Source organism: Aneurinibacillus sp. REN35 (assembly GCF_041379945.2).
Lineage (GTDB): Bacteria > Bacillota > Bacilli > Aneurinibacillales > Aneurinibacillaceae > Aneurinibacillus.
The window spans coordinates 520,228-539,498 of sequence record NZ_JBFTXJ020000001.1 but is presented as its reverse complement, the minus strand read 5'-3'; the positions used below and the strand labels follow the sequence as shown (position 1 = coordinate 539,498).

18 protein-coding genes and 1 riboswitch are annotated in these 19,271 nt (G+C 47.1%); of the genes, 6 read left to right on the top strand and 12 right to left on the bottom strand.

Annotation, left to right across the window (positions count from 1 at the left end; translation table 11 throughout):
- Positions 1–105: 105 nt before the first annotated feature.
- Positions 106–2,109, bottom strand: a complete 2,004-nt coding sequence (gene tkt, locus AB3351_RS02585) for a transketolase (RefSeq protein ID WP_371145548.1) — start codon at positions 2,107–2,109, stop codon at positions 106–108.
- 220 nt (positions 2,110–2,329) lie between these two features.
- Between tkt and ilvA the strand changes: the two genes are divergently transcribed.
- Complete coding sequence (gene ilvA / locus AB3351_RS02580; RefSeq protein ID WP_371145547.1) at positions 2,330–3,538, top strand: threonine ammonia-lyase; 1,209 nt, start codon at positions 2,330–2,332, stop codon at positions 3,536–3,538.
- 1 nt (position 3,539) lies between these two features.
- Here the strand turns inward: ilvA and AB3351_RS02575 are convergent, their stop codons facing one another.
- Positions 3,540–4,457, bottom strand: a complete 918-nt coding sequence (locus AB3351_RS02575; RefSeq protein WP_371145546.1) for an HRDC domain-containing protein — start codon at positions 4,455–4,457, stop codon at positions 3,540–3,542.
- Between the two features lie 69 nt (positions 4,458–4,526).
- A complete protein-coding gene (locus tag AB3351_RS02570) occupies positions 4,527–4,691 on the bottom strand; it encodes a hypothetical protein (protein ID WP_371145545.1) in 165 nt (54 codons plus the stop codon).
- 153 nt (positions 4,692–4,844) lie between these two features.
- Here AB3351_RS02570 and AB3351_RS02565 point away from each other — a divergent pair, with 153 nt between their 5' ends.
- Positions 4,845–6,047 carry an iron-containing alcohol dehydrogenase gene (locus tag AB3351_RS02565; RefSeq protein WP_371145544.1) on the top strand — a complete coding sequence of 401 codons (1,203 nt, stop codon included), beginning with the start codon at positions 4,845–4,847 and terminating at the stop codon, positions 6,045–6,047.
- Between the two features lie 62 nt (positions 6,048–6,109).
- On the opposite strand, the gene AB3351_RS02560 is transcribed toward AB3351_RS02565, so the two are convergent.
- Positions 6,110–6,637 (bottom strand): helix-turn-helix transcriptional regulator, encoded by a 528-nt coding sequence (locus AB3351_RS02560; protein WP_371145543.1) that lies wholly within the window; start codon positions 6,635–6,637, stop codon positions 6,110–6,112.
- Positions 6,638–6,765: 128 nt separating this feature from the next.
- Between AB3351_RS02560 and AB3351_RS02555 the strand changes: the two genes are divergently transcribed.
- Positions 6,766–7,230, top strand: coding sequence for a hypothetical protein (locus AB3351_RS02555; RefSeq protein ID WP_371145542.1), 465 nt, complete (start codon positions 6,766–6,768; stop codon positions 7,228–7,230).
- Positions 7,231–7,290: 60 nt separating this feature from the next.
- On the opposite strand, the gene AB3351_RS02550 is transcribed toward AB3351_RS02555, so the two are convergent.
- Positions 7,291–8,595 (bottom strand): Na+/H+ antiporter family protein, encoded by a 1,305-nt coding sequence (locus AB3351_RS02550; RefSeq protein WP_371145541.1) that lies wholly within the window; start codon positions 8,593–8,595, stop codon positions 7,291–7,293.
- A 208-nt stretch (positions 8,596–8,803) separates the two neighbouring features.
- Positions 8,804–8,912, top strand: a riboswitch (TPP riboswitch).
- 70 nt (positions 8,913–8,982) lie between these two features.
- Between AB3351_RS02550 and thiT the strand changes: the two genes are divergently transcribed.
- Entirely contained in the window at positions 8,983–9,540 is a 558-nt protein-coding gene (gene thiT / locus AB3351_RS02545) for an energy-coupled thiamine transporter ThiT (RefSeq protein ID WP_371145540.1), read from the top strand.
- A 106-nt stretch (positions 9,541–9,646) separates the two neighbouring features.
- Entirely contained in the window at positions 9,647–10,510 is an 864-nt protein-coding gene (locus AB3351_RS02540) for a phosphotransferase (protein ID WP_371145539.1), read from the top strand.
- Between the two features lie 68 nt (positions 10,511–10,578).
- Here the strand turns inward: AB3351_RS02540 and AB3351_RS02535 are convergent, their stop codons facing one another.
- From AB3351_RS02535 to pepF, 4 genes are all read right to left on the bottom strand, one after another.
- Positions 10,579–11,793 (bottom strand): MFS transporter, encoded by a 1,215-nt coding sequence (locus AB3351_RS02535; protein WP_371145538.1) that lies wholly within the window; start codon positions 11,791–11,793, stop codon positions 10,579–10,581.
- A 3-nt stretch (positions 11,794–11,796) separates the two neighbouring features.
- Positions 11,797–12,708, bottom strand: coding sequence for a DMT family transporter (locus AB3351_RS02530; RefSeq protein WP_371145537.1), 912 nt, complete (start codon positions 12,706–12,708; stop codon positions 11,797–11,799).
- 156 nt (positions 12,709–12,864) lie between these two features.
- Positions 12,865–13,449 carry a redoxin domain-containing protein gene (locus AB3351_RS02525; protein ID WP_371145536.1) on the bottom strand — a complete coding sequence of 195 codons (585 nt, stop codon included), beginning with the start codon at positions 13,447–13,449 and terminating at the stop codon, positions 12,865–12,867.
- A 108-nt stretch (positions 13,450–13,557) separates the two neighbouring features.
- Positions 13,558–15,480, bottom strand: a complete 1,923-nt coding sequence (gene pepF / locus AB3351_RS02520; protein WP_371145535.1) for an oligoendopeptidase F — start codon at positions 15,478–15,480, stop codon at positions 13,558–13,560.
- Between the two features lie 201 nt (positions 15,481–15,681).
- Between pepF and AB3351_RS02515 the strand changes: the two genes are divergently transcribed.
- Positions 15,682–16,095 (top strand): DUF3139 domain-containing protein, encoded by a 414-nt coding sequence (locus AB3351_RS02515; RefSeq protein ID WP_371145534.1) that lies wholly within the window; start codon positions 15,682–15,684, stop codon positions 16,093–16,095.
- Here AB3351_RS02515 and AB3351_RS02510 read toward each other — a convergent pair.
- From AB3351_RS02510 to AB3351_RS02500, 3 genes are all read right to left on the bottom strand, one after another.
- Positions 16,073–16,729 (bottom strand): class I SAM-dependent methyltransferase, encoded by a 657-nt coding sequence (locus tag AB3351_RS02510; protein WP_371145533.1) that lies wholly within the window; start codon positions 16,727–16,729, stop codon positions 16,073–16,075. The genes AB3351_RS02515 and AB3351_RS02510 overlap by 23 nt on opposite strands.
- A 222-nt stretch (positions 16,730–16,951) precedes the next feature.
- The gene (locus AB3351_RS02505; protein ID WP_371145532.1) at positions 16,952–17,854 is read right to left on the bottom strand and encodes a Vgb family protein; all 903 of its coding nucleotides are present in this window, start codon (positions 17,852–17,854) and stop codon (positions 16,952–16,954) included.
- A 452-nt stretch (positions 17,855–18,306) separates the two neighbouring features.
- The gene (locus AB3351_RS02500; protein WP_371145531.1) at positions 18,307–19,227 is read right to left on the bottom strand and encodes a DMT family transporter; all 921 of its coding nucleotides are present in this window, start codon (positions 19,225–19,227) and stop codon (positions 18,307–18,309) included.
- Positions 19,228–19,271 lie beyond the last annotated feature (44 nt).

Below are 19,271 nucleotides of genomic sequence, written 5' to 3'. Positions count from 1 at the left end.
AATATCACACCCCGTTTCGGAATGTAAAGCAAAATTACGTAATCTTCACTTGTATATAACAAAACGGCACCCCTCCCACTATTGAGAAAGGTGCCAAAAGCAGGACTATTGTTTTATTACACGTTCTGCCAGTGTAACGATATTATCTGCGGTAAATCCATATTCTTCCATAATCTTCTCACCCGGTGCAGAGGCACCGAACGTATTAATGCCAAGCACGAGGCCCATATCTCCGACATAGCGTTCCCAGCCGAGCGGATAAGCCATCTCGATCGCTACCCGCGCTTTTACATTAGGTGGCAGCACTTCGTCTTTATATGCCTGCGGCTGCTGCTCAAAGAGCTCCATGCTTGGCATGCTAACCAAGCGAACCTGACGCCCTTTTTCTTCTAGTTTTTGCTTCGCCTCCACCGCAAGACTTACCTCAGAGCCGGACGCAATCAAGATCACATCGGGCGTACCATCCGTATCAGAGAGGACATACGCACCGCGTGCAATAGCCTCCATCGCTCTCTCCCTCGTACCTTCTAATACCGGAAGCCCCTGACGGGAGAGAATCATCGCCACCGGACCCTTACTGTGGCTTACCGCAAGCTTGTATGCAGCAACGGTTTCGTTTGCATCAGCAGGACGCAGCACAGTCATATTCGGAATGACGCGCAAAGACGGTATGTGTTCAATCGGCTCATGCGTCGGACCATCTTCTCCAACCGCGATGCTATCATGCGTGAAGACATATATCACTGGTATATCCATCAGTGCAGATAAGCGCAGCGACGGCCGTAAATAATCAGCAAACACAAGAAACGTACCGCCGTATACTTTTACGCCGCCATGCAGCGCCATGCCGTTTAATGCGGCTGCCATCGCATGCTCACGCACTCCGAACCAGATATTGCGGCCTTCATACTGCCCCTTCCTAAAGTGTTTTTCCTCTTTAATGGCTGTTTTGTTGGACGAGGCCAGGTCGGCAGATCCGCCTAAAAAAAATGGAACCGCATTCGCAATGGCATTGATCGCTTTGCCTGATGCCTCGCGCGTTGCAATTTTGCCATCAGCAGGTGTAAAGGATGGAAGTGCCGCTTCCCACTCGGCGGGCAGCTCACCGCGCATCGCCTGCTCAAATTGTTCAGCAAGCTTTGGATAATCCTTTTTGTAGGCATGAAAACGCTCCTGCCAGGCCTTCTCTGCCTGCTGACCCTTTGTCTTCACTTCGATAAAGTGCTCACGTACGTCCTCTGGGAACTCAAATGATTCATGTTCCCAACCGTACGCTTCACGCACCAGCTTTACCTCATCAAGGCCGAGCGGAGCACCGTGCGCCGCCGACTTGCCGCCTTTGTTCGGACTGCCAAAACCAATGGTCGTCCGCACTTCAATAAGAGTCGGTCGTTCTATTTCTTTCTGGGCTTCGACAATGGCCTGCGAGATGGCTTCCACATCATTGCCTTCTTCCACACGCAGCACGTGCCAGCCATATGATTCAAAACGCTTTCCTACATTTTCGGAGAACGAATGGGCAAGTTCACCATCAAGACTAATATCATTGGAATCGTATAGAACAATCAGACGGCCAAGCTGCAGATGACCGGCAAGAGAGATGGCTTCTGCTGCCACACCCTCCATCAGATCTCCGTCCCCGCATAACGCATACGTATAATGATCAACAATATCATGGCCCTCGCGATTATATGTGGCTGCCAGGTGGCGTTCGGCCATCGCCATACCAACCGCCATGCCGATGCCTTGACCAAGCGGCCCTGTTGTCGCCTCCACTCCCGGTGTATGTCCGTATTCCGGATGACCCGGTGTCCGGCTGCCCCATTGACGGAAACTCTGTAAATCATCAAGCGACACATCATATCCCGTCAGGTTAAGCAGACTGTACAAGAGCATCGAACCATGTCCCGCCGACAGAACGAAACGGTCACGATTCACCCAAGCTGGATTTGCCGGATTATGGTTCATGAATTTTGTCCACAGCGCGTACGCCATCGGAGCAGCTCCCATCGGAAGTCCCGGATGTCCCGAATTCGCCTTCTCGATCGCCTCAATTGAAAGAATGCGGATGGTATTAATTGCGCGTTGTTCAAGTGTATTGTTGCTCATTCCGTTCCATATCCCCTTTCGTGAATGTGGTCTTCCTGATGTATATTCCCTCTCTTCTCCTCCATTATGCCAAAAATAAACAGAGAAATAAAACATACGGCAATCTCTTCTGCACTCCAATGCATCCTTTTCCCATTTTTTAAACAAATAAATCATGGACGGACGTTTTTCACTACAATCGCATTATAATAAAGTACATTTATACGAGAAGGGGGTTCGTATGGTTACAATCGCAGGCATACAGCAGGCAAGAAAAATCATCGCACCCATCATTCACCATACTCCGCTTGATTACTCCACCACCTTCAGCGAAATCGCCCGCTCCCATGTCCATTTGAAGCTTGAGAATCTGCAGAAGACCGGTTCATTCAAGGTGCGTGGGGCTTACAATAAAATTGCGGCTCTACAGCCGCAGGACAAGGCGCGGGGTATTGTAGCCGCATCGGCTGGAAATCACGCGCAGGGGGTGGCATTCAGCAGCACGCAGGCGGGCATGGCAAGTACAATCATCATGCCAGAGGGAGCGCCGCTCAGCAAAATTCAAGCGACACAAAAATACGGCGCACAGGTACTTCTTCACGGAGATTCCTTCGATGAGGCGCTTGCTCACGCATGGGCTATACAAAAAAAAACGAACGCCATTCTCCTGCATCCGTTCGATGATCCACATGTGATTGAGGGACAGGGAACAATCGGACTCGAAATACTCGAGCAGCTCCCGGATGTTGAAGCCATCCTCTGTCCTATTGGAGGGGGCGGATTAATTGCGGGCATTGCCACAGCAGTCAAAACGCTGGCACCACACGTAAAAGTATACGGTGTGGAAGCGGCTGCCTGTCCCAGCATGAGTACGTCGCTTGCCAGCGGACAGCCCACGCTCACAACCAGCACCGGTACAATTGCCGACGGTATTGCCGTCAAGCAGCCAGGCGCCCTTACCTATAGTCTGGTGGAACGCTATGTAGACGACATCGTTCTGATAGAGGATATTGAGATTTCACGCAGCATGCTCTATCTCTTGGAACGAAGCAAGCTTTTGGTAGAAGGGGCAGGCGCCATCGCCCTTGCACCGCTTCTCTACGGACGCCTGCCGCTTGCCGGTAAAAAGGTCGCTGTCATCCTAAGCGGCGGCAATGTCGATGTAACGTTCATGTCTCGCATCATCGAGCATGGCCTTATCGAGTCCGGCCGCTATATCCGCATCGCAACAACCGTCCACGACAGACCCGGCAGCCTAAACCACCTACTTGCGTTGCTGGCTGAAGAAAAAGCCAATGTTATATCCATCCATCATCGTCGTATCAGCCCGCGCATCGTACCCGGACAGACAGAAATCGAACTAGAACTCGAAACAAATGATCGAGCGCATATTCACGCCATTACCAATCGGTTGCTGCGTGAAGGCTATCCGGTAAATGAACGTATGTAAATTAGGCAGGCGAACTATGCTCCAGTTTCCTTCTTACAAGCGCAAGCCGAATCTGCTGATAAGAAATCGCAGCTTCATATGGCGGAACATCGCCGTTCAGCTCAAGATAGATCGGCTTTAGCTTCTCTGCTCCTATCTTCTCTACCGCAGCCATAATCGCCTCATACGGTACCGATTCGGTGAGAGAATACACATATGCACCAATATCATATCCGTCTTCAATAAGTTGCTCTAAGTAACCGATTACCGTATTGGGAGATACATCAAGCTCCTTAGCCAACGTATCCAATTCCGGTACCCCTTCCTGTATGCGTGTCAGCAAGAGAACCTGCCGCTCTTGCTTCTGACTGCGACTAGGCTTGGCACTCTCTGCGACAGCCTGTGGAATATGAAACGATGCCGTCTGCCCTTCTAGCAGTGCAAGTAACTCTGGACCATACTGCTCCCATCTTTTTTCACCGCAATGCGGCAAACTCAAAAACATTTCCTTTGTTCGGGGAATAAAGGTGGCAAGCAGCAGAAGCACCTTATCTTCAAGTACCATATACGGTGCTGTATGCTGCTCTTCAGCCTTCTTTCTCCGCCATTCTTTAAGCAGACCCAGGGCATCGGGACTATAATAGTCTTGTGATAAGGCTAACATATCTTGATTCCATTCCGTCTGAGTCCGGCTTGCTTCCCCTGGATAAAGCGGAGTATATCCACTAAAGCGGAGCAAGCGTCTCTCGCCCGTAAACTTTTCGAATCCTACTTGTATATCCGTGCCGCTATAAAGAAGGAAGTTCTCCTCTTCTCCCTCCACGCTCACGTGATAGCGCACCAGCTTATACTCTTTGTCCCTTTCATATAAGGCAAGCTTGGCAATACCCATCTCCCCTTCATATGTCTCTACTTGAATTAGCTGACGCAGCACACTCATGCTGATACTACCTCCTATCTCTGGTACAACATGGACAAGCCATTCGCTGTATAGAATAGCTCATCTGTATTACCACATATACCGAACTCCATATCGTCCATCTTTTACCCGGAAAATCTCAACAATCCGCGGACTGCGATACCCTTTTGTCCACCAATCTTCTTCCATCCGTTTCACAAGACAGCTCGCTTGAAACTTCGTATTGAACAGCGCAATCCAATAGATCCAATTCATCCGATGCATTCCTCCTTTGTCTTTAGCCTATCCGAATTGAGGAAAAACTTGCTATGAAAAAGTAAGTATGAGACGATGAAATGGTGTTCAAAAAGGGAAAGATACTATGATGCCACTATCTTAGCAAAATTATATATGAAGGAGGCCATTATCTTGCTAAATTTCACATTGAATATGCCAACCCGCATCCATTTCGGAAAAGGGGAAGTAGAAAAAACCGGGGACATTGTTGCGCAATATGCCAAAAAGGTACTGCTGGTAACCGGACGCTCCTCTACAAAGAAAACCGGCTCACTCGATAAGGTAGTTGCCTCGCTAACAAAAGCAGGAATAGACTATGTTCTATTCGATCGTATCGAACCGAATCCGCGTGCGACTACCATTGACGAAGCAGGTCGCATTGCACGCGAGGAACAATGTGAGCTTATTCTTGCGCTTGGCGGCGGGTCCGCTATGGATGCGAGCAAAGCAATTGCTGCTATAACGTTATCTGGCCGACCCATACATGAATATATTCGGGGCAGCAAAGCAAGCAAATGGAAGGAACTGCTGCCAATCAAACAAGCGCTGCCGATTATTACGATTCCTACATTGGCGGCAACCGGCTCGGAGGCTAACTCGGGCGCCATCATTACCAACTGGGAGACAAAGGAAAAGGCAGGTATTGGCGGACCCGCTCTCTTCCCGAAAGCGGCCATCCTTGATCCGGAGCTGACCTATACTGTACCAGCTTCCTATACAGCAGACGGGGCAGCGGATATGTTTACCCACCTGTATGAAGGATATATGACAGGGGATGAGCATGCGAACGTACAGGACGAGCTGACGGAAGGCCTGATGCGCAATACGCTCATCTACGCCAAAAAAGCCTTGGATGACCCGGAAAACTATGAGGCGCGCGCCAATCTTTTGTGGACGAGCACGCTTGCCCTTATCGGAATCGCCAGCGCAGGGCGCGGCGGCCCGTTCCCTGTTCATGCCATGGAGCATACCTTATCGGCTCACTATGATATCTCACACGGACGCGGTCTTGCTATCATCACACCTGCGTATTTCGAGCAGATCATCCTCAAGGACAGACCGCACCGACTGGCGCGGCTGGCCCGCAACGTCTTCCGCATCACCGAGGAGGATGATACCCTTGCAGCAAAGGCCGGGATTGAGTCACTTATACACTGGTATAAAGAAATCGGCGTTTATGATACGCTAAAAGGTGTTGGAATTAAACGTGAAGATTTACGCCTTCTGGCTGACGAAACCATTCGAGTAAACGGAAATGACACCGATTCAATCGCTAGCACGCATAATCTCTCGGCCGATGAAGTGCTGCGTATTTTCGAAGCATCCTACGAATAAAAGATAATGCAACTTCATTACCAAGCTATAGAAAAAAGGAGCGGTAAATCCACTCCTTTTTTCTATGCCTTTGTGCGCTCACGCAGCTTCTCAATCGTATCGAAAAGCCAATCCCGATCGCTCTGCATCAGCCTGCGACGGCGGTCAATCGCCAAGTCCACACTGGGCTGGTGCTTATGCTCAGGTACCTGCTTATATGATTGAATCTGCTCTTCTATATGGGCAAGCCCCACTTCAAGACTGCGCAGCGCTTCTTCTGGCGGAAGATAATCAAGAAACATCAAACCTATATCTCCTGGAAGCGCCATCCCATGCTCTAAGCGCGCTAGATCATCATGCAGCAGCCGATAAAACTGCTCCTCGCCTTCTTTGGTAATGGAATACACTTTGCGTGGCGGGCGATTTTCTTCTTGTTCCGTATAGAACTCAACATAACCGGCCTCATGCAAACGATGCAGAATTGCATAGGCCGTTGCTTTCTTCAAATCCATAACTTTTCCTAGGTTTCTTTCAATAAATTCATTAATTTGATAGCCGTGCTGACTCTGATTCTTTAATAGCCCCAGCAGCAGCAACGCTCTTTCATCCATTTCTACATCCCCTTTTTCCTAGTTATTCTCATTATAATCAAGCTTGACTATAGAAATCAATTAACCTTATAATAATAGTGTAAAAATAGTCAGGTTTGATTATTCATAGTATACGAAGGAGGACATTTATGCATTCGCTCTATTATTTCCTGCATATTGGAAGTCTTGCCATCTGGTTCGGCGGACTGCTTTCTTTAGCTCTCGTTCTGTACACCCTTAATAAGCGAGGCGGCTCACAAGAAACAGAAGGCATTGTTCGCTCCCTCATTACAATCGTTAACTGGCTGTTAAATCCAAGTGCACTCATCGTCATGGTAAGCGGTCTTATGATGATGCTCAACTTAGGCTTGATGGGACAAGAGACCGCCTTCTGGCTGCGCTTCATGCAAGATACCGGATCGCTGATCGTTCTGCTCTCCATCGGTCTGATTACATTCTACGGCAATCGCTTTAAGAAAAAAGTGCTCAATCAAGCAGGGGCTGACAATGCGAAACTGCGCAAGAAAATGCTTGCCAATTATGTACGCCTGATGGCTGGTTCTGCCGTCCTTGTATTGGGTGTTGTTCTCGTTGTTAGCTTAAAAATCGCATAGCCTGCTTCTTACGTTATAAAAAAGCGTCGCAGTCTCGCCTAAGCGGACTCGACGCTTTTCTTATAATACCATAGCTGCGATTAGACCAAAAACAAATAACGGAATATTGTAATGCAAAAATGTCGGTACACACGTATCCCATATATGATGATGCTGTCCGTCAGCATTCAACCCTGAAGTTGGCCCAAGCGTACTGTCTGAAGCAGGTGATCCCGCATCGCCAAGCGCGCCCGCTGTACCGATCAACGCAGCCGTTGCCAGCATAGAGAAGCCCAATTCAGAACAGAGCGGAACAAAAATGGCAGCAATAATCGGCACCGTTCCAAATGAAGAACCGATTCCCATCGTAATAAGCAGCCCGATCAAGAGCATAAGTGCAGCAGCGATCAATTGACTGCCCTGCAGCGCATCTCCACTTGCTGCGACCAGCTCTTTCACCGCACCTGTCTCTTGAAGCACCGAAGCATAGCCGGATGCAAGCAGCATAACAAAAGCAATGAATCCCATCATCGCTACGCCCCGCTGTACTACGTCATCACCTTCCGGCAAACGAACCACACGGAAGAGAAACATTAATAGAATACCTGAGAGTGTGCCAAGCACAAGCGATTCTGTCCATAGTTGAACGCTCAATGCCCCTGCAATCGATACAAGCGTTAACGCATGCTTATAAGTAAATGTGGTCGATTCTTCCTGATTGGTTGAAGGAGCAAGTACATTTTCTTTATCGATATATTTTCTTGGCTTACGATACGTAATGAATAAAGCAACAAGAAGGCCTAGTATCATCCCCAGACCCGGAATAAGCATCGCTTTAGGAAACATGGATAACCCCATACTCATTCCATTCTTCTCCATCTCATTGACGACAATACGATGATAGATCAGACCGAATCCTGCCGGGATCATAATATAAGGTGCCTGCAGGCCGAATGTCAGCGCAGAGGCAATCGCGCGGCGGTCAATCTTCATCTGGTTAAATAAAGAGAGCAGCGGTGGAATTAAAATAGGAATAAAAGCAATATGCACAGGGACCGCATTTTGCGATAAACTCGCCACAACAGCGATCGTCACAAGCAACACTCCCCGCTTGCCTCGCAATATGCCAATTAATTTCTTTACAAGAATCGATGTAATATTCGAACGCGCAATCATGACCGCAAACATTCCGAGCAGTACATAGCTAAGCGCGGTCTCCATCTGTCCGCTCATTCCATTAATCATTGTAGAAATCGTCTCCGTCAACGGCAATCCTGCAATCAGACCAGCCGTAATTGAAGCGGCAATCAACGCGAATATAACGTTGATCCGCAGCAGAGACAACACCACAACGACGAACACAGACACAACAACTGCATTAAACAACTCCGGTTCCCCCTTTAGTGTGGTAGACAGATGAAGTTATACCATACTAAAGGATTTCTGACAAGCAAATCCTAACTTTTTTTAATTGATGTATCATATAGATTTTTCTAAATTCTTTCTGTACACTTCTTTTTTCACAGCACAGACTTTGCCAGGTGTATAGAATATGCTACAATAAATCCAGTCTTTTACGTTATAATTCCATACGATATTGAACTGGGGGTGCCGCCTGTCGGCTGAGATTGAGTTCCCGCACTCAGAACCCTTACTCACCTGATCTGGATGATGCCAGCGTAGGAAAGTTCAAACGATGTGCACATGCGCACTTCTCGACAGCGGGAAGGGCGCTTTTTTTGCATTGATTACACATAGAAGGAGGATCAAATAATGAGAAATGAACGATTGCTTATTATGGTAGAGACAGCGATCATGGCTACAATGGCATATGCATTGAGTTTTATCCAATTTGGCGGTTTCTGGGCGCAGGGCGGTTCCATCTCACTTGTGATGATTCCGATTGTGCTGCTCTCTTTTCGCCGCGGCATAAAGGCCGGATTGATCGCCGGACTAATTGTTGGTCTGCTAAAACTGATGATTGGCGGCTCCATCTATCACCCGATTCAGGTGCTGCTTGACTACCCAATCCCGTATGCCGCAATTGGGCTGTCCGGGTTGTTCGCCGCCCGCATCGCAGGTAAAACTACCACGCTTGCACGCGCGGTAGCAGGCATTACGCTTGCCGCTGTGCTTCGCTTCACCTGCCATTTCGCTTCCGGTGTCATCTGGTTCGGGAGTTTTGCACCTGAAGGCATGCCGGTCGCCTGGTATTCTCTTTTGTATAACATTTCCTATCTTGTGCCGGAGATTTTGATTAATAGTGCGGTCATTCTGCTCCTCTTATCGACGCGTGCTTCTCTGCTTACGCCGCACTCCCTGTCACGCTAGTCAAGACATGCATCAGCCAGCACGAATAAGTATACAAAGATGAACGCATCCTTTTTGGCTGCGTTCTTTTATTATAAAACAATCCATTAGAAAGAAGGACGCAAGCATGGACAGCGCTATCCAAACCTTCATCAAAGAACTGCAGCAAAAAAAAGTACTCCCGCAAGAAAATGTTACCTTTACCTCCATGTCTGGAACGACTGCCAGCATAGTTGGCATCCTATCATGTGATAACAATGCGCTTTTTGTAATTAAAACGGAGGACAGAAAACAAATTGAAGTCACTTCCGCATTTCTTACTGCATACAAACATGTTTCTATCCTGCCGGATCTATACTATGTCGATCCAATGCAGCGATACGTTATCTATACATACATACCAGACAACCATAACTACCATCCGGGCGCAAAAACCAAGTTATTGCATACTCTTTCTACCCATCTGTTTCACTTCTATCAGCCGTGCAGGAGTTTATACGGCTGGGGCTGGGCAGATGAGCCATCTTCATCATGGTCTGACTTTCTCATCAAACGCATTACTGAAGCGAAGCCATTCGTTTCAGGTTGTGTACCTGACACAGACTTTGAGATGGTACAAAAAGCAGCACAAGATTCCTCAAGACTATGCGGGAATGCTGATCCTTATCTGCTTCATGGAGACTGCGGCATCCATAACTTTTTATTTGATAGTCAGGGAGACCTGCAAGGGATCATCGACCCCATCCCGGTACTTGGTCCACCTATATATGACCTTACATTCGCATTCTGTTCCTCACCGGATGAGCTGGTTCTTGATGCGATCATACCTGCCGCTATCCATCTGTATCCCGCAAGAGCTAACGATCCTGCATGGCTGCGGGAGGAAGTGCTGATTGCTCTCTATTGTCGTTTGGCAGCATGCAGGAAGCATCATCCGCAAGATTTGTCGCACTATCTTACCGCATGGTCGTATTGGAAAAGTCTTGTGTAAGCAGGATTTCTTTTCTCTCTTACTAAAAAACGTGCCGATCAGAATATTGATCGGCACGTCCTATCTACTTATCCAAAATTGCGTACGTTGTCGGCTTTGTCTACTTGTACAGGCGGTTTGCTTCCTCGTATTCCCATATCGGGAAGCTTGAACCCTAGCACGACACCGAGAATAGGGAAAATAATAAGCAATTCAATTACTGTGATCAATCCGATCTTATCTGCAAGAAATCCGAGCACCGTCGCACCGACACCGCCCGCGCCAATCGCAAGCCCAATCATCAGGCCCGATACAAGACCGATCTTGCCCGGTGCAAGCCGCTGCGCATATACCACCGTGACCGCAAAGCTGCTTAAGCTGATAAAGCCTAGCACGAACGTATTCACATATAACAGCCATCCGTCCAAAAACGGGATCAGAAGCGTAAACGGGATCGAACCTGCCATAGAAAACAGAAGGATCTTCCTTTCGCTGAATTTATCGGATAGTGCACCACCAAGGAATGTACCAAGCGCGCCGGCCACTAAGAAAACAAATGCGTAATACTGCGCCGTTGCAATCGACAGCCCGCGCGCTTCTGTAATGTAGAGCGGCAGAAAGCTGGCAATCCCGCTGTGAATCCACGAACGCATCATCACCACAACCACCAGCAATGTGAGCGCCCCGTATTGATTCTCCCCGTCCATGGCCTTTCCTTTGATTGCAATCTCGGGAATACGCAGCTGATACCAGCGTGCTACCATAGACAGGCTAACAATCGTCAACATCGACGGAATAATAAACCAGAGCGCACCAGCCTGCCCCAGCGGAATGAACAGCATGGCAATGGCAAGCGGCCCAAGCGCTTGTCCGGCATTGCCGCCAACCTGAAAAATCGATTGGGCCATTCCCTTGCGCACACCGGCAGCAATATGTGTAACCTTTGAAGCCTCCGGATGGAATACCGCCGAACCAATCCCAATCAAGAGAACCATCAACAGCACAGATTCATATGTCATCGCCTGCGAAATTCCTACGACGCCAAAACCGGCAATCAGCGCACCGACCGGCAGCAGGTACGGCATCGGACGTTTATCTGTGAACAGGCCGATCAACGGCTGTAAAAAAGACGCACTAACCGTAGCAACGAAGACGATTCCACCAAGCTGCATATAAGACAGATCCATCGAACGCTTGAATAGCGGCAGCATCGCAGGTACAATCGCTGTCACCATATCATTGAGCAGATGAGCGAAACAAATAATCCAAAGAATTTTATAATTTGTAACCAGACTTGTATTCACCTTCTACACCTCTGCTTTCACAGGCTCTGTTGACGCCCTTGGCTTGACTTTGCGTGACGGCGCAGTAAACAAGTAGACGCCGCAAATCACCAAAACGGCTCCGGCATACTGCACTGCCGTCATCACCTCACCAAGCAGCCAGAAGGATAGCATGGCGGTAAAGATCGGGTTAAAGTTCAGGAAGACGCCTGACTTCGTTCCTCCCACCCGTTGCACGCCAATATTCCAGAACAGCATCGCAAGCACTGTCGCCCCGACACTCGCATACACGGTCGCAATCCAAAAAGCGGGGTCCGGGTTCACAATTGTAAACGATGTGGCGGTGAAGGGAATCAGCATCATCACACCAAATATACCGGCCCATAGCGTAGACATGTACGGAGATACGTATTGCATCGCCCGCCGTCCAGCCACTGAGTAAAAACCCCAGCTCGCCACCGCACAAATCATGTATACATCACCCACATTAAGATGAAACCGCAGGATACGACCAATATCCCCATGCGAAATTACAACCACAACACCAAGCAAGGATACGAGCATGCCAATAATCTGACGCCCTGACATCCTCTCCTTCAGCAAAAAAAACGAAACGATGGCAATCGCCACCGGATTGAGTGCAGATAAAAGCCCGACATTATCGGCTGTTGTACGTTCAAGCGCAAGAAACATAAATAAATTAAATAGAACAATACCCGTAAATCCCATCCAGATCAACGATCCAAGCGCCTGACGCGCCGGCAAAAGCTTCTTATCTTTCCACCATACGATCGGTATCAAGCAAATAATAGCCGCAATCCAACGCATATCGGTCAGCACAAGCGGCGACGCATGACCCACAAGAAACTTTCCGGCAACAAAATTCCCCGCCCATAGCACACTCGTGCATAAAAGCAGCAGATAGAACTTCCACACCCCGCCCATCTCCTCTTCTCTCTTTTACTTTATTCTCCTAAGCATATCAGCTTTTTCCTTTTCACACTATCTTTTTGTTAGTAGCTATCGGCTCATCCCAAATAAAAATCCCATCTTCTCACGAAGTCCTGCCATCGTGAGAAGATGGGATATGTATTACTTTGATTTTGCGACAAGCTCCTTCATCATGGCTTGGGTCATCGGTCCGGTCACGATGTCTTGGATGATCCCATCCTTATCAATGATGATGCTGGTCGGTACAACCGTCGCTTCATACAGATTGGCGACTTTTGATTTTTTGTCCAATAATATTGGGAATTGCATCTCCATCCCTTCCACAAAGCGCTTGACATTGGGTATACTGCTTTCTGTTTCTGTCAGATTCACAGCTAAAATCTCCACCTGCTCACCCTTTGCCTTCTCATAGAACGCCACCATATCTGGAATCTCCTTCCGGCATGGCGGACACCATGTCGCCCATATATTCATAATGACGGTCTTACCTCGCAGCTCCGAGAGACGTATTGTCTTGCCGTCTAACGTATCCAACGTAAAATCCGGTGCCAGATTGCCCTTTTTTACTCCGACTTTTGCAGCGGGTTCTGCTTTTTCTGCGCTAACCTCTCCGCTGGATGCAGCCGTCGGTGGTGTCTGTTCATCTGTTTCCTTTTTGCCCATCGTACCATACAGCACGCCACCGACAAGCGCAAATAGTACAAGCAGGGCTGCAATGTTTTTCACGGACTTCCATCCTTTCCTAAACTCTGGTGATATATTCTATTCATAGTATAGCAAAAAAACGGACCACACCGCACACAAGGCACGGAGGGTCCACTGTAAATTCCTTCATTATTTTTCGTTTACCAGCTTCTCCAATTCATTTAGTGTTTCTTCAAATACTTTTATCGCATCATCGACCGGCTTTGATGTGGATACATCAACCCCTGCCGCTTTTAATACATCGATTGGCGCTGCGGAATTCCCTGCCGAGAGGAACTTCTCTTGAATCCGCTTTACAGCTGGCTGACCGTGGCCCTGCACTTGTTCAGCAAGCGAGGCGGATGCCGCGAAGCTTGTCGCATACTGATATACGTAGAAATTGTAATAAAAATGCGGAATGCGAGCCCATTCCATGGCAATTCCCTCATCATCAGCTAACGCTTTGCCATAATATTTTTTGTTGATATCAAAGTACATTTTCTTAAGCGCTTCCGCATTGAGAGATTCGCCTGCCTGCTCTTTCTCATGAATCAATCTCTCGAATTCAGCGAATTGTGTCTGACGGAACAGCGTCGTACGGAAATTCTCTAAGCGCTGATTGAGCAAATACATCTTCTCCTGCTTGGTCTTCGCCTTTGCATACAGGCTGTCAAACAACAACGCTTCATTCAGCGTAGACGCCACCTCCGCTGTGAAAATCGGATAGTTAGATGTCATATAAGGCTGGCTTTTGTTCGTATAATACGTATGCATCGCATGCCCAAGTTCATGCGCAAGCGTAAATACATCATCATTTGTTCCCTGATAGTTCAAAAGCACATACGGATGCGTATCGTACGCGCCGGATTGATAGGCACCGGAACGCTTATCATCCGTTGAATACACGTCGATCCATCCGTTCTTGAATGCAGATGATAACACGCTTCCGTATTCCCCTCCCATTGGCTTCAATCCTTCGATGACACGCTTCTTGGCATCTTCATATGAAATATACGAATGATCCGCTTTGACGATCGGTGTATAGATGTCATACATATGCAGCTCACTTACTCCAAGCATTTTCTTTTTTAATTCCATATATCGATGCAGCTGCGGCAATCCCTTATTGACACTGGCAACTAATTGCTCATACACCTGAGGCGGTACATTGTTGGGCGTTAAGCTTGCTTCTAATGCGCTCTTATACTTGCGCGCTTTTGCGTATGTATTGTTCGATTTCACCTGACCGGCGAGCGTCTGCGCAAATGTATCTTGGAATCCTTCTAGCGCTTTATAATAGGCGTCAAAAGCGGCTTTACGGACATTGCGGTCCTTACTTTCCATATAGGAAACAAAATTAGCGCGGGTCAACTGCACCTCTTTGCCTGATTCGTCTTTAATTTTTGGGAATGTAACATCCTTGCTGAGCGCAGAGTATACACTCTCCGGATTTTGTCCCAGCGGCGAGAATTGGGCCAGAAGTTCTTCCATATCTTTATGTAACGTATGGGGCTTGGTTCGCTCCACATCTTCTATGAACACTTTGTAAGGAGCGAACTCCTGTTTTGCCAGATACCCTTTTATCTTCTCCTGTGGAATGGTAAGCAGCTCCGGGGTAAACCAGGCAGTCTTCTCTCCCGTCAGCGCACTCGCCCCTTCCGCCTTGTCCAGCACTTCTTTTAATGACGAATTAGCCGAATTCACATCAAAGCCCATCGAAGCGTAGACGTATACCTTGTCACGAAGTCGCAGCAATTCGCTTAGATCATGCAGCGCTTTCAACAATGCGTCCTCTGATTGCCTCAGCTTTCCCTGATGCTTCGAAAAATTGTTCGCCAGTTGGGTCAGCTTCGCAAGATCCCCTTCCCAGGCTGCTCGATTCGCATAGATATTCTCAAGCTTCCACTTGTACTGCGCCGGAATCTCTGCGCGCGTCTTATACTCGGGTGCTCGTCCATTCTGTGTGGCTTCAGCCGCATATATGATGCTTGAACGCAGCGGAAGAAACGGTACAGATAAAGTTGATACGGTCACGGCTGCAATTGTCATTGCGGTTACTACCTTTCGCTTCATGCGTGATCCCCTTTCCGAAATGTTCCAGTTATTTATGGTATGCACGTCTCATGGTAAATCATGCAAAGAGAATAATATTAATTATATTCAGAAAATTAATAATTACAATGTTTACCTGTAAAAATGAGGATATTATACTCTTTATCCTTCTCGCATTCTACTTTACAATGAGGGTACAGAACCAAACCAGAGGAGCAAACAATGAAAAGACGCGGTTGGAAGGTTATTTTGTTTTTCATATTAGGAATGATTCTTCTCTCTCCCTTTGCTTTGATCTATATACTAAACCATGGAATTCCCTGGATGAATTATTTTATAAAACAAGAGACAGTAAAACATTTACACAACATGGGACATAATCCAGAAGCGATACTTGAACAACATACGATCGCACCCAAAATGTCAATCAATAAGGATTATTATCATACACACTATATGGTTATATTTAAGGATGAGCCAACGGTAACCTACTATTATGGTAAAAGGAAACTACATGGCAGTCTCGACCAGTTTTGTGAGAAAGATATCACAAAAGACGGAGCCACTGAATCTACTACTGCCAAAGCGAAGCATAGCGAAAATTCCTGTGTCTCTATGCTCGCAAATCGTGAATAAGAAGTGGAGCATCAGCTAGGCGTTCACAGACAATTTTTCGATACATGCCTTTGAAGAGAATCGGGGTATCTTCCTTGATCACTACCTTGTCTGCATGGGGACTGCTTATCGCTTCAAAGCTGCGTGAAATGTCTGTTCCTAATAGCCTGACTATCGGTATCATCAATCGCTTCACAAAAGAGATGCGCCCACTCTCTGGCATAAACTTATCAAAAATAATGATGTTCCCGCTCGGTTTAACGACTCGGATCATCTCCTGCATGCATCGATTTGCATCAGGGACTACCGAAAGAATCAATGATGCGATCACAAAATCAAATGTCCCATCTTCAAAGTGAAGCTGCTGTGCGTCCATCTCCAAAAAGGAGATAGACGGATGCTGCTTCACTTTTTCTTTGGCTTTGCTAAGCATACTCAAAGAAATATCTGTCGCTGTGATGCTGATGTTTGTTTTGTCTAGCAGCAGCAAATCCGCGCCTGTTCCCACCCCGACAAACAGAACCTTGCTTCCCGGAGGAAACATGATCGGCTCAAACACGCTGCGCCGCGCATGTAAAAATACTCCTTGATTAAAAATGCGGTCATAAAAAGGAGACCACGCTTTATAAATGATTCGGTTCCATACGTTGTTCATACGACACACCCTTTTTTCAAATATTCAAATGTATATTTGAATATTAGCATATACATGTACCGTGTGTACAATATATAATAAAAATAATTACTTCCTAATTATCATCCCAGAACTCATCACCTGATAGACCATAAAATTCTGCAACTACTGTTTTTTGAACGTGTAATTTTCAATCAAACAGGGCTGACCCATTCCTCATGAGAAAGCCCCGTTCTGCATAGTTTACATTTCTCTTGGATTGTGTATCTGTATCCGAGCAATTTTATTGCATTCTAAAGCAATCCATATCGCTCCCTCTGCGTCACATACAATACCATGCGGTTCCGCATTTTCTATTGGGATTGTATATTCAGTGATCACACGATCGGCTGAAAGCCGCCCGACTTTATTTCCTCCCCATTCTGTAAACCAAAGTTCCCCTTCTGCTCCGGCTGCGATCGCATGAGGACGAGCATTCGGCGTTGGAATCTCGTACTCCTCAATCTCACCGGAAGCAGCAATGCGCCCGACCTTATTTCCCGCGATCTCCACAAACCAAAGCGCACCATCCTGTCCGCCGGTAATACCGACAGGGGCCGCTCCCCTCGTAGGCAAAGGATATTGTGTCAGCTCTCCCGTTGCTGTAATTCGCCCGATCATGTTATTTTGATTTTGTGTAAACCACATCGCCCCATCTGAACCTAGCGCAATATAGGCAGGATAGGAAGCTTTCGTTGGCAGTTCATATTCTTCAATCGCCCCTTCGCTAGTCAATCTACCTATGCGATTGCCATTCATTTCTGTAAACCAGATCTCTCCGTTTGCCCCCTCGGCTATTCCATAAGGAGCAGAGTCTACTTGAGGAAGCGGATACTCCAAAATATCACCTGACTTTGTCAGTTTCCCTATTTGATTAGCGTTATTTTCCGTAAACCAAATATCACCGGTTGATGAAGCAGCTAAACACAGCACTCTAGCATTCGGTGTCGGAATATCAAATTCTCTCACTTCATCCTTCTCGGTTATACAGCCAATTTTGTTCGCCTTGTGTTGGGTAAACCATACTGTTCCATCCCGTGTTACAGCAATACCATAAGGTCCCGAATCAGACGTTGGCACGCTGTATTCTTTCATATGGAAACTCATGTTACATCCCCCTCACTTGTATTTTGTTCATGCTCACACAAAAAAGCCTCCTACGCTCATTTCCGAGGCAGGAGGCGACGTAACTATAGACGAAAGAAGGCGCTTTATTTTCTTCATGCAGCGGCCTATCTTTACCTCTATGTAATGTACATCATCATAATCCTACCTCAGAGAAACGTTCGCTATAAATAATAGAAAAGAAGACAGGCAGGTATAACAGAAGAGATAAGCCTGCTGAGCCTATTCATATTATCTATCACGATTGTTTTCGTAAGTCAGGATTATTGAATCATGTACTCTATTCACCCTTCCGTATTTTGGTAACACCATTACACAACATTCAGCCCTCAGAGTCAACACTTTTTAGCGATAATTTTGCAATTTGCGATTCCACTGCCGCCATGACACATCCTATATCTATCAATGTTACGCCACTCCAAGGCAAAAGACAATTATCTGATGTCTGCCTCTTTTCCTGCAGACGTTTCCTTTAGTGGACGAAAAATACTAGACGCCTCCGTAACAAGGATGCCAAACAGAATAAGAAAAATACCGATGATAATCGAGCTGGTAATCACCTCACCCCACAGCAGCCATGAAAATAGAAAGGCAAAAAAGGATTCCAGTGAAAGCAGCAGGCTCACGTGGGCAGGTGGTGAATACTGCTGCGCCTTGATCTGGACAATATAGGCCAGCAGCGTGCCAATCAATAGATCAAATCCGAAGGCAAACCAGCCATACGCACTCAGCAATTGCGGAAGCGGCTCAAACCAAAAGGCAAGCGGTAAGCTGATGACACCTACGACGAGAAGCTGAATCATAATAAAAATCAGATCATCAAACGACTCCTTCTGCTTGTATATACGATCCACCAATAAAATATGGATGGCAAAACATACGGCACATAAGAGAACCAGCAAATCCCCGCCGCTCATGTACAGTGTACCTCCGTCCCACGAAAGCAGCGCCAGACCACAGAATGTCAGCAAGCTTCCGATAACAGCCCCTTTGGGTACAGCAGATCTCATGATAATAAAAGAAAGCAGCGGAACGATAATGACTACCGTGCCGGTAAGTACGCCTGCCTTGCCCGGTGTTGTATGCGCAATTCCCACTGTCTGCAGCGCAAAGCCGGCCCATAGTGGAATCCCGCACTGTATGCCTCTTTTCCAGACGTTCCAGCCTGCCTTTTTTAAGGCATTATACTTAAAACATAAAAGAAGTAATGCGGCGAGAAGAAATCGTGCTCCCGTAAGGAACAACGGAGATGTTTCATTCAATAAATCCTTTGTCAAAACAAATGTATACCCCCACGCAAGAGCAATTCCTAATAACGATACATCAGCCATAATGACTTTCTTTCCGACAGACACGCTATCCCTCCTAGTATTCTGCTGCTACTCATTAGATATATGCA

What these genes read in the sequence shown, in the direction of transcription:
- ilvA (WP_371145547.1), top strand. Translation starts at nt 2,330, where the DNA reads ATGGTTACAATCGCAGGCATACAGCAGGCAAGAAAAATCATCGCACCC.
- AB3351_RS02560 (WP_371145543.1), bottom strand. Translation starts at nt 6,637, where the DNA reads ATGGATGAAAGAGCGTTGCTGCTGCTGGGGCTATTAAAGAATCAGAGT.
- pepF (WP_371145535.1), bottom strand. Translation starts at nt 15,480, where the DNA reads ATGAAGCGAAAGGTAGTAACCGCAATGACAATTGCAGCCGTGACCGTA.
- AB3351_RS02505 (WP_371145532.1), bottom strand. Translation starts at nt 17,854, where the DNA reads ATGAGTTTCCATATGAAAGAATACAGCGTGCCAACGTCTGATTCGGGA.
- AB3351_RS02540 (WP_371145539.1), top strand. Translation starts at nt 9,647, where the DNA reads ATGGACAGCGCTATCCAAACCTTCATCAAAGAACTGCAGCAAAAAAAA.
- AB3351_RS02515 (WP_371145534.1), top strand. Translation starts at nt 15,682, where the DNA reads ATGAAAAGACGCGGTTGGAAGGTTATTTTGTTTTTCATATTAGGAATG.
- AB3351_RS02570 (WP_371145545.1), bottom strand. Translation starts at nt 4,691, where the DNA reads ATGAATTGGATCTATTGGATTGCGCTGTTCAATACGAAGTTTCAAGCG.
- AB3351_RS02510 (WP_371145533.1), bottom strand. Translation starts at nt 16,729, where the DNA reads ATGAACAACGTATGGAACCGAATCATTTATAAAGCGTGGTCTCCTTTT.
- AB3351_RS02555 (WP_371145542.1), top strand. Translation starts at nt 6,766, where the DNA reads ATGCATTCGCTCTATTATTTCCTGCATATTGGAAGTCTTGCCATCTGG.
- tkt (WP_371145548.1), bottom strand. Translation starts at nt 2,109, where the DNA reads ATGAGCAACAATACACTTGAACAACGCGCAATTAATACCATCCGCATT.
- AB3351_RS02575 (WP_371145546.1), bottom strand. Translation starts at nt 4,457, where the DNA reads ATGAGTGTGCTGCGTCAGCTAATTCAAGTAGAGACATATGAAGGGGAG.
- thiT (WP_371145540.1), top strand. Translation starts at nt 8,983, where the DNA reads ATGAGAAATGAACGATTGCTTATTATGGTAGAGACAGCGATCATGGCT.